9 protein-coding genes and 1 pseudogene are annotated in these 15,773 nt (G+C 67.4%); 2 read left to right on the top strand and 8 right to left on the bottom strand.

Going from position 1 to position 15,773, the window contains the following annotated elements; all coding sequences use genetic code 11:
- Window positions 1-160: 160 nt before the first annotated feature.
- The 6 genes from ACTOWJ_RS15910 to pilG all read right to left on the bottom strand — a co-directional run bounded on the left by ACTOWJ_RS15910 (window position 161) and on the right by pilG (window position 12,473).
- Window positions 161-2,158 carry a chemotaxis protein CheB gene (locus ACTOWJ_RS15910; protein WP_441335605.1) on the bottom strand — a complete coding sequence of 666 codons (1,998 nt, stop codon included), beginning with the start codon at window positions 2,156-2,158 and terminating at the stop codon, window positions 161-163.
- A complete protein-coding gene (locus tag ACTOWJ_RS15905) occupies window positions 2,151-8,870 on the bottom strand; it encodes an Hpt domain-containing protein (RefSeq protein ID WP_441335604.1) in 6,720 nt (2,239 codons plus the stop codon). The genes ACTOWJ_RS15910 and ACTOWJ_RS15905 overlap by 8 nt, the downstream gene beginning before the upstream one ends.
- A 189-nt stretch (window positions 8,871-9,059) precedes the next feature.
- The gene (locus ACTOWJ_RS15900; RefSeq protein ID WP_441335603.1) at window positions 9,060-11,078 is read right to left on the bottom strand and encodes a methyl-accepting chemotaxis protein; all 2,019 of its coding nucleotides are present in this window, start codon (window positions 11,076-11,078) and stop codon (window positions 9,060-9,062) included.
- A 55-nt stretch (window positions 11,079-11,133) separates the two neighbouring features.
- Window positions 11,134-11,679 (bottom strand): chemotaxis protein CheW, encoded by a 546-nt coding sequence (locus ACTOWJ_RS15895; RefSeq protein ID WP_441335786.1) that lies wholly within the window; start codon window positions 11,677-11,679, stop codon window positions 11,134-11,136.
- 10 nt (window positions 11,680-11,689) lie between these two features.
- Window positions 11,690-12,055, bottom strand: coding sequence for a response regulator (locus ACTOWJ_RS15890; protein ID WP_441335602.1), 366 nt, complete (start codon window positions 12,053-12,055; stop codon window positions 11,690-11,692).
- A gap of 19 nt (window positions 12,056-12,074) precedes the next feature.
- A complete protein-coding gene (pilG, locus tag ACTOWJ_RS15885; protein WP_441330934.1) occupies window positions 12,075-12,473 on the bottom strand; it encodes a twitching motility response regulator PilG in 399 nt (132 codons plus the stop codon).
- Between the two features lie 331 nt (window positions 12,474-12,804).
- On the opposite strand from pilG, the gene gshB reads away from it, so the two are divergent.
- Window positions 12,805-13,767: a glutathione synthase gene (gshB, locus tag ACTOWJ_RS15880; protein WP_441335601.1), complete on the top strand. Its 963-nt coding sequence runs from the start codon at window positions 12,805-12,807 to the stop codon at window positions 13,765-13,767.
- 13 nt (window positions 13,768-13,780) lie between these two features.
- Window positions 13,781-14,662, top strand: a complete 882-nt coding sequence (locus ACTOWJ_RS15875; protein ID WP_441335600.1) for an energy transducer TonB — start codon at window positions 13,781-13,783, stop codon at window positions 14,660-14,662.
- A 197-nt stretch (window positions 14,663-14,859) separates the two neighbouring features.
- Here the strand turns inward: ACTOWJ_RS15875 and ACTOWJ_RS15870 are convergent.
- Both ACTOWJ_RS15870 and ACTOWJ_RS15865 read right to left on the bottom strand, forming a co-directional pair.
- Window positions 14,860-15,084: pseudogene (locus tag ACTOWJ_RS15870) on the bottom strand (DUF7710 domain-containing protein); the annotation flags it as partial.
- Window positions 15,085-15,208: 124 nt separating this feature from the next.
- A complete protein-coding gene (locus ACTOWJ_RS15865) occupies window positions 15,209-15,769 on the bottom strand; it encodes a hypothetical protein (protein WP_441335599.1) in 561 nt (186 codons plus the stop codon).
- Between the last annotated feature and the right edge of the window lie 4 nt (window positions 15,770-15,773).

Genomic DNA, 15,773 nt, shown 5'->3' with positions numbered 1-15,773 from the left:
CCTCGCCGCGACGCGCGCGGCTTGTTGCGGAGGCTTCGACGGGCGAAGCCATTAAGTGAGACGCCGCGGCCGCTGCCCGCGGCCGCTTTCGGATCGGACTACGCGGGTCGCATCGCGCGCCGCGCAGCTTGTTTCAAAGCACCGGCGTTTCGGCCGGAACTCAGTTCGGATTCGGTCTGGACCAGCGCGTCGCCAACTTGGCCGCCAATTCGGCCGGCTGACCTTGTCCGGCGCCGCGCGCGATCGCCGCGGTGGCGGCGGCCGCATCGTAGCAACCGTCCGGCGCCTGGCCGGCGACCAAGGCGCCGTGGCCGGACAGCTTCATCGCCGCATCGACCTGGGCCGGATCGGCGCCGCTGAACAGCAATACCGCGCTGTCGGCCGCAGGCAGCGCTTCGAGCACATCGCCGCCTTCCACGAACTGGATGCCGCCTTCGGACACCTCGATCCCCACGCCCGCCGGCAGGATGTAGATCACCCCGGCGATGGTGCGCGAACCGGGTTCGGCCAATTTGACCAGCACCGAGGTCGCGCGCTGCATCTGCGCGACCAGCTTGTCGTAACGGCCGCCGTCCAGGCGTTGCTGCACGAGCACCGGCCGTTGGAAATCCTCCGGCAAGGCACCGAGCAGCTGACGCACGGCGTCGGGACCGCCGATGCCGGCCAGCACCAGGATCGCGCCGTTGCGGGTCGTGGCCGGCAAGCGGTCGTCGACCAGTTCCAAACCGGAAATACGCCGTTCGATTTCGTCCAGATCGTGCTTGCCCAACGAGGCGCCGCCGTGCGCGCCGCTCTGTCCGGTCGCCGCGCTGACCAGGCTGGCTTCATCGCTGAACGACCAATCCGGCACCGAGGGTACCGACGGCGGCGGCGTACGCGCGGCCAACGGCTCGCTGACGTCGTGCGAATCGAAATCCACGGTGGACTCGAACTTGAAGCTGTCCGCGCCGTCCTGGCCGCGGTGGCCGTCGTCGAATTCGATCGGCGCGATCGGCGTCGGGTCGCGCCGCGTGGCGTCGAAATCGATGCGCCCGCCTTCGGCGGCGAACGCCGCATCGAGGTCGACCAGTTCCTGCACCCGATTCGGCGCCGGCGCGCGCCATACGTCCAGATCGCCCAGGCCCGTTTCGTCCAAGACCGGCAGATCGGTATGTCCGACCTCGGCCTGGACCCAGTCGCCGATGTCCTGCGAGTACGGCTGAGGCTGGCCGGGCACGGTCGAACTGTTGTCGACCGCTTCCAAGGTCAGGCTGGTGAAATCAAAATCGGACTCGTCCCGATACGCGACGTCTTGTTGCACGACCGGCTGCGCGGTGAGTTCCTCGACGTCGTCGTCGGCCGCATAAGCCTGGATTTCGATCACGTCTTCATCGCCGAGCGGCGCCGTGCCCAACGCCTGACGGGCGAAGAATTCGCGTGCCTCGTCCGGCAGCGGCGGCGGCTCGGAGAGGACGCGATCGCCGGCCGAACCGATCGGCGCGACCCGCCCCAACTCGCCGATCTGTTCGGCGGCGGCGAAGGACGAAGCATCGGATGCGGGCTCGGCGGACACCGCGTCGAACGCGAGCGAGCCGGCGGCCGACGCAGTGCGAAGCGAGTCGGCTTGCGGCGGCTCGATCTCGAAGGCTTCGACCGCTTCGATTTCCTCGATGTCGCCGTAATCGACAGCGGCCGGCTCGGACTGAGGCAGCACCGCCAGTTCGATGTCGGGCGACACCGGTTCCTGCGCCAACGGCGAGGCCTCCGACAGCGGGCGCTGGAAACCTTCGGCGACCAGCACCGGCGGAGCTTCCGGCTCGGGCTCGCGTCCCGGCGGCAATACGTCGTCGTGGCGGTTGAGCTTGGCGCTGAGATGGCGCGCCCAGCGCGCCGCATCCCAGCCTTCGCGCGAAGCGGCCAGTTCGGCCTCCTCGAAAATCACCTCGATCGACGGATCGACCAGCAGGTTCTCGAATCGGTCCAGCGCATCCTCGGCGGCCGGATCGAGCACGACCACGACCACTTCCGGATCGGCCGCGTCGAGCGCGGCCGGATCGAGCACGGTCGGATCGCCTTCGAGCACCAGATTCGCGCCGGCCTCGACCAGCGCCCCACGCAGGCGCTCGCAGGCCACGCCGGCCCGCGCCAACAGTACGACGCGACGTTCTGCTTCAGCCATGACTACGGGAAATTCCAAGCAGTTCGAACACGTTGCGGATCAATTCGGGCTCCTGATAGGGCTTGCCGAGATAGCGCTCCACGCCGATCTCGAACGCGCGCTGGCGGTGTTTTTCGCCGGTACGCGAGGTGATCATCACGATCGGCACGTCGCGCAGATGCGGATCGGCCTTCATCTGGGTGGCCAGTTCATAGCCGTCCATGCGCGGCATTTCGATATCGAGCAGCATCAGATCCGGCACGCGTTCGGCCATGCGCTCGAGCGCGTCGATGCCGTCCTTCGCCGTCACCACCTCGAAATTGTGGCGCTCCAGCACGCGGCCGGTCACCTTGCGCATGGTCACCGAATCGTCGACCACCATCACCAGCGGCACGCGGCGGGTTTCCACCGACGCCGGCGGCGGCGCCGCGTTCTGGGCGAAATCCTGCAGCAGCGCGGCGCGGCGGCGTACCAGCGGGGCGATGTCGAGGATCACCACCACGCGACCGTCGCCCATGATGGTCGCGCCGAAGATGCCCGGCACCGACGCCACCTGCGGGCCGACCGGCTTGACCACGATTTCGCGGTTTCCGATGACCTGATCGATGGTGACCGCGGCGCGCAGATCGCCGGAGCGGATCAGCAGCAGCGGCATCTGCATCTGGCCTTCGGCCTTGGCCGGCGCGTGGCCGACCAGTACGCCCAGGTCGTGGACGTGGTAGTCCTCGCCGCCGTAGCGGTAGGCCAGGTCACCGGCGTCGAGCAGTTCGCGCGACAGGCGGCCGACGCCGCGCACCGAAGCGATCGGCACGGCGAAGGTGATGTCGCCGATGCGCACGAACACCGCCTGGGTGACCGCGAGGGTCTGCGGCAGACGCAGGGTGAAGTGAACGCCCTTGCCCGGGGTCGAATGAATATCGAGCGTGCCGCCGAGCTGACGTACTTCGCTGGCGACCACGTCCATGCCGACGCCGCGGCCGGCCAGTCGGCTGACCTCGTCGGCGGTGGAGAAGCCCGGTTCCAGGATCAGCGTGTCCAGATCGGTTTCCGACAGCACCGCGTCGGTGCGGACCAGGCCGCGTTCCTCGCCGCGGCGACGGATCGCCGCGCGGTCGAGACCGGCGCCGTCGTCGGCCACTTCCAGCACCACTTCCGAACCTTCGCGGCGCACCGCGATGCGCACCGTGCCTTCTTCGGGCTTGCCCGCGGCGCGGCGCTGGCCGGGTTTTTCCAGACCGTGCGCGACCGCGTTGCGGAGCATGTGCTCCAGCGGCGCGGTCATGCGTTCGAGCACGTTGCGGTCGAGTTCGCCCTGGGTGCCTTCCAGCTTCAGCGCGACCTGCTTGCCCAGTTCGGTCGAAGCCTGACGGACCACGCGACGCAGACGCGGCAGCAGCGTATCGAACGGTACCATGCGCGTGCGCATGAGGCCTTCCTGCAGCTCCGAGCTCACGCGCGACTGCTGCAGCAGCAAGGTTTCGTACTGGCGGGTCAGATCGTCGAGGGTGATCTGCAGGCTGTTCTGGTCGGCGGCCGATTCGCCCAGCGCGCGCGAGAGCTGCTGCAGGGTCGAGAAACGGTCGAGTTCCAGCGGATCGAACGATTGGTCGCCCGATACGCCCTCGCGCTGGTAGCGCGCGATGATCTGCGCTTCGGTTTCGATTTCCAGGCGGCGCAGCTGATCGCGCATACGCAGGTTGGTCTGCGCCATTTCCGCGATCGCGCCGCGGAACGCGCCCAACTGCTGTTCCAGGCGGGCGCGGTAGATCGCCACTTCGCCGGCGTAGTTGACCAGTCGATCCAGCAGATCGGCGCGGATGCGCACCTGTTCCTGCGGAGCGCGCACGCCGATGTCGTCTTCGTCGAAGAACGGCTGGTCGACGATCGGCGCCGACAACGGCTTGAGCGCGCCGCTGTCTTCGGCCGTCGCGTGCACCGCCTGCGCGGGCAGGAGCGCTTCGCCCTCGATCATGCCCGGCAATGTGTCGCCGCGCGAACGCGCGTCGAACATCGCGATCAGCGCCTGCGGCATGGCGATCGCCTTGCGCGCGCCTACCCGGGTGACCATCGCGTGCAGGCGGTCGAAACCGCGTTCGAGCAGGACGATGCCGTCGCGGCCGAGTTCGACGCGATGGTCGACCACCGCTTCGAGCAACGATTCCATGACGTGGCCGAGTTCGCCCACCGCCATGATGCCGGCCATGCGCGCGCCGCCCTTGAGCGTATGCAGATCGCGTTGCAGGCCGACCAGCGGTTCGCGCTCGTTCGGAGCGTCGCGCAGCTGGGCCAACACCCCGTCGGAATGATCGAGCAGATCGCCGCCTTCTTCGACGAAGATGTCGACCAGCTCCGGATCGAGTTCGCTCAGATCCAAGGCGTCTTCCGGATCCGGATCGGCGCTGGAGGCTTGCGCGAACGCCGCCGCGAGCGCGGCGGAGATACCGGCGACGGCGCTGCTCGGGAGCGCGGCGCTGTGCGCGTGAGCCGCGGCGCTGGCTGCGGCTTCGGCGGCGCGAGCAGCCTCGTCCTCGAGGTGAGCCTGGACCATTTCGTCCGGCTCGCTGGTTGCGGCTTCGAGGTACTCAGCACCCACACGTTCGGATTCGGCGCGTCCGGATTCGGCCTGTTCGGCGGCGAGGCGTTCGGCTTCCGCATGCTCGGCTTCGGCCTGCTCGGCGGCGACACGTTCTGCTTCCAGACGCTCGGCTTGGGCCTGTTCTGCGGCGAGACGTTCGGCCTCCAGACGTTCGGCTTCGGCTCGCTCGGCGGCGATCCGCTCAGCTTCAAGACGTGCGGCTTCGGCCTCGGCCGTGTATTGCGCTTCCAGACGCTCGTATTCGAGACGCTCTTCTTCGGCCTGGCGTTCGGCTGCCAGACGCGCTGCTTCGGCTTGTTCCGCGGCGAGGCGTTCGTCCTGCTCGGCGGCAAGGCGCTCGGCCTCGACGCGTTCGGTTTCCAGACGCTCGGCCTCGGCCTGCTCCGCGGCCAGACGCTCGGCTTGCGCTTGTTCGGCGGCGAGACGTTCGGCTTCAGCGCGTTCGGCTTCAGCGCGTTCGGCTTCCACGCGCGCGGCTTCGGCCTGCTCCGCAGCAAGGCGCTCGGCCTGTGCTTGTTCGGCGGCGAGACGCTCGGCTTCGATGCGCTCGGCGTCCACGCGCGCGGCTTCGGCTTGCTCCGCAGCAAGGCGCTCGGCCTGCGCTTGTTCGGCGGCGAGACGCTCGGCTTCGATGCGTTCGGCTTCCACACGCGCAGCTTCGGCCTGCTCGGCGGCAAGGCGCTCGGCCTGCACCCGCTCGGCAGCGACACGCTCGGCTTCCACACGCGCGGCCTCTGCTTGCTCCGCGGCAAAACGCTCGGCCTCGCGACGCGCGACTTCCGCTTGTTCGTTGGCGATCCGCGCGGCTTCGGCCTGTTCGGCGGCGACGCGCTCGGCGTGCGCACGCTCGGCCTGTTGACGCTCGGCTTCGGCCTGCTCAGCGGCGATGCGTGCGGCGGCGGCCTGCTCGGCGGCGATACGCTCGGCATTGACGCGAGCTTGTTCGGCTATGGTCGAATCGCTCAACCCCATCGGGCCGACGTTGCGAGCGTCGAAGTCGCCCGGCAACACGTCCAGGCTGATCTCGAAGGCTTCCTCGTTGGAGGCCGGGGTCGAGGTTTCGGCGTTGCCGCTCTCGCTCTCGCGCGACAGATCGTAGCCTTCGAACGCGCTCAGATCGGTGGCGGTGAGCTCGGACAGATCCTGGCCGTCGCTCGGGCCATCGAGGTCGAGGTCGAACCCCTCATCGATCATCGGCGAGCGCGCGTCGGGCAGGCTGTCGCGCAGCATCGCGATGCGCTCGGGCAGGCCGACGAACATCGGCACGTGCGGCGTCGGCGACTTCAGGGCTTCGACGGTGCTGCGGATCGCGTCGGCGACCGCGGTCAACGCGGACATGCCTTCGTCGCTGACCGGCGCGGCGCTGGCGAGCAGACGCTTGACGTAGACCTCGGTCGGCCCGGTCACGTCGGTGATGACCGGCACTTCGGTCATCGCGAAGGCGCCGTTCAAGGTATGGATGGAGCGCTGCAACTGATCGCTGGCCGGCTGCCGCTTGAGCTGCGAGGCGGCGAGCCAGGCCTCGATGGTGACCAGATGGCCTGCGACTTCGCCGTCGAGGATTTCCAGCAGCACCGGATCGACCGATGCCGGCACGTACGGACCGTCGATCGTCGGCTTGGTCGCGACCGGTTCGCTCGGCGCGTCCAACGACACCGGAGCCGGCGGCTGATAGAACGCTTCTTCGCCGCTGGAGAGCAGGTCGGCATGCGCTTCGATGCCGGCCACGTCGATGCTGAGCGGCGCTTCGTTGCGCAGCGCGGCGTAGAAGCCCGGCAGCGCGCGATGCGCGTGTTCGATCAGGTCGATCACTTCCGGACTGGCCGGACGGCCGTGCTCGCGCACGCGGTTGAGCAGGTTTTCGACCTTCCAGCTGAACTCGCCCAAGGTGCGCGCGCCGACCAGGCGGCCGCTGCCCTTGAGGGTATGGAATACGCGGCGCACCGGCTGCACGCGCGACAGATCGTCCGGCGCTTCGCGCCAGGCCGGCAGCAGCTGATCGAGGTTGGCGATTTCTTCCTCGAACTCTTCGAGGAAGATTTCCCGCACTTCATCGTCGATGTCGTCGACCGTCTCGAAACCGCCCTGAGCCGGCCGGGACTGGCCGAGGAACGACGGCGGCGAGGACGGCACGGCCTCCATCAACGCGGTGTTGACCAGACCGCCGGACACTCGCTCGGTGAAGTCGGCCGCTTCAGCGGTCGGCTGGCCCGACGCGGTTTCCGGCTCGAACGCCGATGCGTACTGGGCGGCGCCGTGTTCGGCGTCGACCGGCTCGGAGGCGGTCGGCGCGGCGTGGACTTCGATCTCCGACAGGCCCCAATCGGGCGCGACCGGCACTTGCGGCTTCGGCGCTCCGGCGACCGGTTCGCGCGCCGCGGGCGCGGACACCTGCGACGCGGCGGTTTGCGCTTGTTCGGTCGGCGGCTCGGCCCGGACCACGTCCGGCAGCGGCCAGTAACGCAGCGCTTCCAGGCTCTGGCGGGCGATGTCGAGGATGTCGTCGCGGTTCGGGCGTTGCTCGCGCAGCGCTTCGAGGTAGTACTCCAGGCTGGCCAGGGCGTCGGCCAGGGTGTCGAGCTGCTGGCCGCTGGGCACGCGGCGTCGGCCGATCAGTTCGACTTCGGTGTAGCGCTTCACGCCGGTGAGGTAATCGGCCGCCAGCGGCAGCTCGATCATGCGCAGGGCGCCGGCGACTTCGTCGAGCACGCGCGGGACTTCGGTGAGTTCCTCGTGGTCCCACTTGGTTTCCACGAAGGCGACGAAGGACTGGCGCGCATCGCCGAAGTTGGCGATGGCTTCGCGCGCGACCACGTCGAGCACCTTGCGCGCTTCGCCGGCCAGCAAATCTTCTTCGGCTTTGTCGTCGGGCAGGCCCAGGCGCGAGACCTGGTCGTCGAGCGAGGCGTCCACGTACAGCAGCGCCCCTGCGACATCGAGCAGGGTGCCCTCGTCGGCGGCGCGGCGGCCTTCGGCGATTTCGCTCATGGCCTCGCGCTGCTGCAGCACCACGGTGCGGGCCATGCCCAGCCCCATCATGCCGAGGGTGTCGCTGACCCGCGCCAGCGCCTCGACCTGCGGGCGCAATTCGCCGGCGTCGGTCTGGTTGGTGCGCAGGTGCAGGTCGAGCGCGTCCTTGACCCGCAGCAGGTCTTCCTTGATCGCCGCCGCGACGGTGTCGAGCAAGGCGCGATTGCGGCCGCTGAGGCTGCCGCGGGCGTGTTCGAGTTCGGACTCGCTGGGCAGATGCGCGGCGAGTTCGAAGGTCTGGCGCAGATCGTCCAGCGCCGGATGGCGGCCGTCGCTGTGGGCGACGTGGTACAGCAACTGGCGGGTGGGCTCGGCCGCGGGCTCGCCGCGCGGCGCGCTGAAGCCGTCGTCGGCCAGCATCTGCCGGGCTTCGCGCTCGACTCCGCCGAACGCCTGACGCAGCGCGCGGGTCGGCGGCAGCGCGCCGTCGCGCAGCGCGTGGGCGACCGAGGAGGCCACCCACAGCATGCGACGCACCGGTTCGAGCACCACATCGGCCAGCAGGCCGTCGATGGCAGAAGCCAATTGCGCGGTATTGCCCGGCGCGCCTTCTTCCGGCCATGCGGCCAGTGCGTCGCGCAGCGAGGCCAGATGCGGCGCGCTGACGTTGCGGCCGCCCGCGGCGCCGACCGGCAGCGGCGGCGGCAGATGCGCCGGCAGCGGACGGTCGAGGTTGGGCGCGAACAGCACGCTTTCGTTGAGGCCGGACTCGCCGCGCGTGGCGCGCAGTTCGTTGAGCAAGGGCAGCAGCACGATCGGAATATCGCGATGGCCGCCCTGCAGGCGTTCCAGATAATCGGGCAGCAGCACCACGCCGCGCATCAGCGCGGCGCAGGCTTCGTCGCGGTCGTTGACCGCGCCCTGCTGCAGCGCCACGGCCAGGCGTTCCATTTCCTCGGCGACCATCGCCGGGGCGTACAGCTCGACCATGCGCAGGGTGCCGTGCACCTGATGCAGATGGCTGGCGCACACCCGCATGCGCGAGGTGTCGGCGGGATCTTCGGCGAACGCCTCGATCTCCTGCCGCGCCTGACGCAGGGTTTCGTCCAGCTCGGGCTTGATCCAGCCCAGCGTGGTGGTGTCGATGGCTTCGCGCAAGGCGGTCATGGCGCGCTCCGCCCGTCAACGCGGTCGCGTCGCAGACGCGATCCGTGGCTCAGCCAGCGATGTGTCGGACGCTTCATCCTCGGTACAACCCTTTCGTAAGTCTGTTTCAGAGCACGCTGCATCGAAGCTGCCTGGCGCAGTTGCCGGTCCATCGCCGTCCCCCGCCGTCGGCAGTTCCGCGGCCCGTCCTCAGGCCGGCAGCTTGAAGTCGGCGACCGAACGACGCAGGTCGGCGGCCAACTGCGCCAGGTTTCCAATCGATGCCGCGGTCTGATTGGCGCCCTGCGAGGTCTGCGAGGTGATCTGCTGAATCGTGTTCATCGTCTGGGTGATGTTCGAGGCCGCGCTGGACTGCTGCTGCGCCGCGCTGGAAATGCCTTGAATCAGGTTCGACAAATCCGACGACACCTTTTCGATCTCGCCCAGTGCGGTACCGGCGTCCTCCGCCAATCGCGCACCCGCGACCACTTCCGAAGTCGTCTGCTCCATCGAGCTCACAGCTTCGTTGGTGTCGGACTGAATTGTCTGGACCAACGTCTCGATTCGCTTCGTCGCGTTGGACGCGCGTTCGGCCAGTCGCTGCACTTCGTCGGCCACCACCGCGAAGCCTCGGCCCGCTTCGCCAGCGGAGGCCGCCTGGATGGCCGCGTTGAGCGCCAGGATGTTGGTCTGCTCGGAGATGTCGTTGATCAGTTCGACGATCGAGCCGATTTCCTGCGAGCTCTCGCCCAGGCGCTTGATTCGCTTGGAGGTCTCCTGGATCTGATCGCGGATCGAATCCATGCCTTGAATCGTCTGCCGCACCACGCCCGCGCCCTTGGTCGCGATCTGCACCGAGCGCTGCGCCACGTCGGCCGATTCGGCCGAGTTCTTCGACACCTGGTTGATCGAGGCCGCGATTTCGCTGATGCGGTCGGAGGCCGAATTGATTTCCTGCGCCTGGTGTTCGGCGGCCTCGGCCAGATGCATCGCGGTGGCCTGGGTTTCCTGGGCGCTCGACGCCACCTGCACCGAGGTATCGGTAATCGTCTGCACCAGGCTGCGCAGCTGTTCGACGGCGAAGTTGATCGAGTCGGCGATCGCGCCGGTCATGTCTTCGGTGACCGTCGCTTTCACCGTCAGGTCGCCTTCTGCGAGCGAACCCATTTCGTCCAGCAAGCGCATGATCGCTTCCTGGTTCCGGTCGTTGAGTTCTTTCGTGGTCTGGTAGCGGCGCTGCTGGGCGTAGTTCAACGAGAACAGCAAGCCGGCGATCGCGACCAGCGCAGCCAGGCCGGAGATGATCGAGACCCAGATGTTGCCGAACACGCTGGTGTCGCGCACCGAGCCGAACGAGGTGAAGGCGCTGAAGAGCGATTCGCTCTCGGCGAGCATCTTGTCCGAGCCGCTGGTGATCGATTCGGCCGCCGCCTGCGCCTGGAACAGGTTCTTGGAGCTGGCCGAGATGGCGTCCAGGTCCTTCTTCATTTCCAGCCACAGCGCCTCGGCCTGGCCCAGCGCGGCCAGCGCGCCGCCGTTGGACAGCGCGTTGACGCCGAAGGAGGCGTCGCCCTTGCGCAGGCCGGTGAGGATGTTGCCGAACACGATCGCGTCGCGGCCGAGCGCGTCGCCGGCCATGCCGGCGCCGCTGCCGCCGGCGCGGATTTCAGTGATGCGGCGAGCCATGGTCGCCGACAGCACCACCTGGCGCAGGGCGATGTAGACCTGCGAGGACGGCGAGCCGGAGGCCGACATGGCGCGGACCAGTTCGTCCAGGCGCGCCTGCAGCTGCGGCACCTTGGCCGAGAAGTTGTCGGCGTTGCCGGCCAGGGCCAGCACCGCCTGTTCGGAAGCGATCACCTGTTCGGCGCTCTTGCCCATCGGCTCCCAGCTCTTGCTGACCACCCCGATCGGGCCGGACACGCCGGCGGTGCTGCCGAAGTTGTCGTTGAGCTGCTGGATGTCGGAGTCGATCGCCGCCTTGGTCTTCTTGAACTCGGCGAAGGTGTCCTTGTTGCCGCCGACCGCTTCGCGTCCTTGCACTGCGAGCTTCTGCGAGTTGACCTGCAAACGCGAGGCCGCCGAGCTGGCGCCGCCCAACCGGGCCGCCTTCCAGGTCGCGTAGCCGGTATTGAGGCCGAACACCAACACCGATAGGCCCAGCACGATCAGCCAGGTATTGGCGCCCAGTAGGCGGCTCTTGCCGGCGTTGTCCATCACAGTGCTCATGGTTCGGAAACCTCAGGTGTACGTGCGTTTGCGTGCTGGATTGAAGGGAGCGGCTTCAGGCCGCTGCTTGTCGGAATTCGGGAGTGCGCGCCAGCCGGTCGAGGCTGAAGATGCCCCAGGGCTGGCCGTCGATCAGATAGGCGCGATCGACGAAATGGGAGTAGCGGCCTTCGACCATGCGCTGCGCGCTGGCGTCGTCGAGCGCGACCTGCTGCTGGTCGTGGAAGCTGCGCTGGCCGTAGAGCTCGTCGATCAGCACCGCCACGTCGCCGCCGGGCTGGCGCACCAGCAAGATGCGCTGGCCTTCGTGCAGCACGGTGCGCTCGCCCTCCAGGAACTGCTTGAGGTCGACGATCGGCAGCAGGCTGCCGCGCACGTTGGCCAGCCCCAGCATCCACGCCTGCGCGCCGGGCACCTGGGTGACCTGGGGCAGCGAGAGGATTTCCACCACTTCGGTGAAGGTCGAGGCCAGCCGGCGACCGCCGATGCGGTAACCCACGCCGCGCCACAGGCCGGGCGCATCGAGCTGTTCGGGCAGACCGGGTACGTGCGCCAGGGAGCGGCGCTCGTAATCGCTCAGCACATCGAACGGCGTGTTCAAGGTCATCGTGTCAGTTACCCAGCAATTCTTTGATCCGCGCGATCAGCTCATCCTCGCGCGGCGGTTTGACGATGTAGTCGCGTGCGCCCTGGCGCATGCCCCAGAGGCGGTCGGCTTCCATGCCCTTGGTGCTGACGATCAGGACCGGGATCTCCTTGGTCTGCGCGTCGCGGCTGAGCGCGCGCGTGGCCTGGAACCCGTTCATGCCCGGCAACACCACATCCATCATCACCAGGTCCGGACGTTCCCGCTTGGCGGTCTCGATACCGTCCTCGGCGCTGCCCGCGGCGAAGACCTCGTGGCCGTTGCGCTGCAGCAGTTGGGTCAGGACCGCGGTGTCCGTCGGCGAGTCCTCGATAAGCAGGATGCGTGCCATGGTGTGCCCTACCCCCCGGTCAGGCGTGTACGTGCTTGCGGATCGCGTCGAGGAGTTCCTCGCGCGTGAAAGGCTTGGTCAGGTATTGCTCGGAGCCGACGATGCGTCCCCGGGCTTTATCGAACAGCCCATCCTTGGACGAAAGCATGATGACCGGCGTGCCCTTGAACAATTGATTGTTCTTGATGAGCGCACAGGTCTGATAGCCGTCCAGACGCGGCATCATGATATCCACGAAAATGATTTGCGGCTGCTGATCGGCGATCTTCGCCAACGCTTCGAATCCGTCGATGGCCGTGACCACCGCGCATCCTTCGCGCTTCAACAGCGTCTCGGCGGTTCGACGGATGGTCTTGGAATCGTCGATCACCATGACCCTGAGACCATCGAGGCTGCCGCTACGAACCTCGTCGAGCATTCTGTGTATCCCCCATTGCAAACGCCTTGAAATCCCCGGGCGTCGCGAAGCCGTCTTTATTCCAAGCCGCACGCAGACTGTCAAGCGCGCGTTCCGTGCCCGGAAACTGAATACGCAACGCATCGACATCACGGAGCGGATTTGCCGGGCATCACACGATGCCGGCGGCCGCATCCATCGGCCTGCGTATCCTCACCCTTAGCATCCGGCGATGACCTGATCGTTGCGTGTCGCAAATGGACGCAGTGCGGCCGTTTGCGACCCCTCCATCATGACAGATACCGGCGACCCGCCTGCTACCATCCCGTCAATCTTTCAGGATTCCGTTCCCATGCCGTTGGACATCGTCGTCGTGATGGACCCGATCGGGTCGATCAAGATCGCCAAGGACTCAACCTTCGCCATGCTACTGGAAGGCCAGCGGCGCGGACATCGGCTGTGGTACGTCAAACCCGGCGGTTTGAGCCTTCGCGGCGGAAAAGCCGTGGCGAACATGGCCCCTTTGCGAGTCCGCGACGACAAGGCCGGCTGGCATGAATTGGGAGAATCGTCACAAATCGAGCTCGGCGCTGCGCACGTGATCCTGATGCGCAAGGATCCGCCGGTCGATGCCGAGTACCTGCACGACACCCAGATTCTGTCGGTCGCCCAGCGCGCCGGCGCGTTCGTGGTCAACGACCCGCAGGGTTTGCGCGACTACAACGAGAAACTGGCCGCCCTGCTGTTCCCGCAGTGCTGCATCGACACCCTGGTCAGCCGCGAGGCGGCCGAGCTCAAGGCCTTCGTCCACGAACACGGCGAAGCGGTGCTCAAGCCGCTGGACGGCATGGGCGGGCGCTCGATCTTCCGTGCCAGCGCCGGGGAGGCCAACCTCAACGTGATCCTGGAAACCCTTGGGGATGGAGGGCGTCATCTGGTCATGGCGCAGAAATTCCTGCCGCAGATCAGCGACGGCGACAAACGCATCCTGCTGGTCGACGGCGTGCCGGTCGACTACGCCCTGGCACGCATTCCGCAAGGCGACGAGTTCCGCGGCAATCTGGCCGTCGGCGGACGCGGCGAAGGCCGGCCGCTGAGCGAGCGCGACCGCTGGATCGCCCGCGAGGTCGGCCCGGAGATGAAGCGCCGCGGCATGCTGTTCGTGGGCCTGGACGTGATCGGCGACTACATGACCGAGCTCAACGTCACCAGCCCTACCTGCATCCGCGAGCTGGACGAGCAATTCGGTCTCAACATCGCCGGCCTGCTGTTCGACGCGATCGAGGCCCGCCTGACCGCCGCCCGCGCCGCATGAGTTCCCGAGCCGTATGAGTTCTATCTCGCCTCCCCTGCCCGGCGGCGGCCTGGCCGAACCGCAGCGTTTCAGCGCCACCATGGTGCTGTCGGTGATCGTCCACGGCATCTTCCTGCTCGGCGTCGGCTACACCCTGGAGAAGGCGGCGCCGGTGGTGCCCGCGCTCGACGTGATCCTGACCCAAACCCAGACCGCGCTGACGCCCAAGCAGGCCGACTTCCTGGCCCAGGCCAACAACCAGGGCGGCGGCGAGCACGACAAGAGCACCCGCCCGCGCGACAACCAGTCCGGCCCGGCGCCGCAGGCCGAAGCCGGCGTGGCGCAGATGGCGCTGCGCGCGCAGTCGCCGACCGTCCAGCCCGAACCGGTCGCGCGCGTGGTCAGCAGCACCCGCGGCGAAACCGTGACCGCGCGCGACCGCGCCACCCAGACCCCGACCGAGCACCCGCTGCCGCCGGGCACGCGCAAAATCGAGCACGACATCGAAATGGCGCGCCTGGCCGCCGAGATCCACATGCGCTCGGAGCGCTACGCCAAGCGCCCGACCCGCAAGTTCGTCTCGGCCAGCACCACCGAATACGCCTGGGCCGGCTACCTGCGCGACTGGGTCGACCGGGTCGAGCGCGTGGGCAACCTCAATTATCCCGACGAAGCCCGGCGCCGCCGGCTGGCCGGACAAGTCGTCATCAGCGTGGCCGTGCGGCGCAACGGAAGTGTCGAACGCGCCGACATCGTGCGCAGCAGCGGCATCGCATTGCTGGATGCCTCGGCGCTGCGCATCGCCAAGCTGGCCGAACCGTATCCGCCGCTGCCCAAGACCGACGAGAATCCGGACATTCTGCATGTGACCCGGACTTGGAATTTCCTGCCGGGCGGGTCGTTGGTCGACGAGTAGCGGCCCGCATACCCCGAGGTTTTTGCGGGAGGGGCTTCAGCCCCGACGCTGTGTTCAAGCGCGATGCGATCATTCCCCAGGCGCGGCGACCTGACCCAAGAGCGTCGGGGCTGAAGCCCCTCCCACAAAAGACCTCGTGCATTCACCCATTAAATCGGGCTGTGGTCGCCCAGCACATCGATGCGACCGGCTCGAGCCTAATCGGCGCTGCCGTTCTCGAAGTGGATATGTTCCTGCGCGGCGCTCGAGAACCGGCCGATGAACTCGACGCCGATCTCCTTCTGCGTCTTTGGCTTGAAGTGTCCCTGCGCGATCGCCCAGTCGTAGACCGAAGTTCCGACGGGGTAACGGGTCAATACGCCTTTCAAGCCATGCCGTTCTATCCAGGCCACGGCCTCGTGTTTGTCGCCGAACATCGCGGACGCGAAGCGAGCCTAATCGGCGTTGAAGATCCAGACGGTGTCCGACTCGGTCATCGTCGATGTCCTGCACAGTGTGTTACGCAGCCCAGCCGAATCCGTCGCACCTTGTCGCCCTGTTCCGCGGTCATGAAGTTGCGTCCTGCGGCATCGGGCGTTTCTTGCGGCGCCCCAGTATTTCGGCGACGCGATGCCAGGTCCACAGGCCGATCAGGGCGGCGCCCAGCAACCAGATCCTGACGATGTAGGGCATGTGGCTCCAGAAGGTTCTTCGTTCTCCGTTCACCCGATAGCCGAAGCCCAATCGCTGCTTGTGGATGATGTTTCCCACCTCGAGATCGACCCGCGTGAACCCACCCGGAACGTCGTAACGGGTCCGTGTCTGCCCGTCCACTATCGCCGTGAACAGATGCGTGCACCGATTGCGCCGGGGCTCTTGGCAAACCAGTTCCGAACCGAGAATCCGCGCATCCCAGCGCAGGAAATAGAAGTCCGAAACCCAGTGCACGCACAGGCCCAGGATCACTATCCCGAAAACCAGCAAGACATTGTGCATGCCCGACCTGAGCACCTTCTCGGCAGGGTCGATGTCCTTTTTCCGCGTCATGCTTTGCATGAGGCTGCTGATCGCCTCATCGCCGGGAAGGCGGGTCGACGCGTCGGACTTTCCTGGCGATTCATGCTGCATCGAT

The organism is Lysobacter sp. CA199, assembly GCF_052078715.1.
Classification (GTDB): domain Bacteria; phylum Pseudomonadota; class Gammaproteobacteria; order Xanthomonadales; family Xanthomonadaceae; genus Lysobacter.
This window is presented reverse-complemented; position numbering and strand designations above follow the sequence as displayed.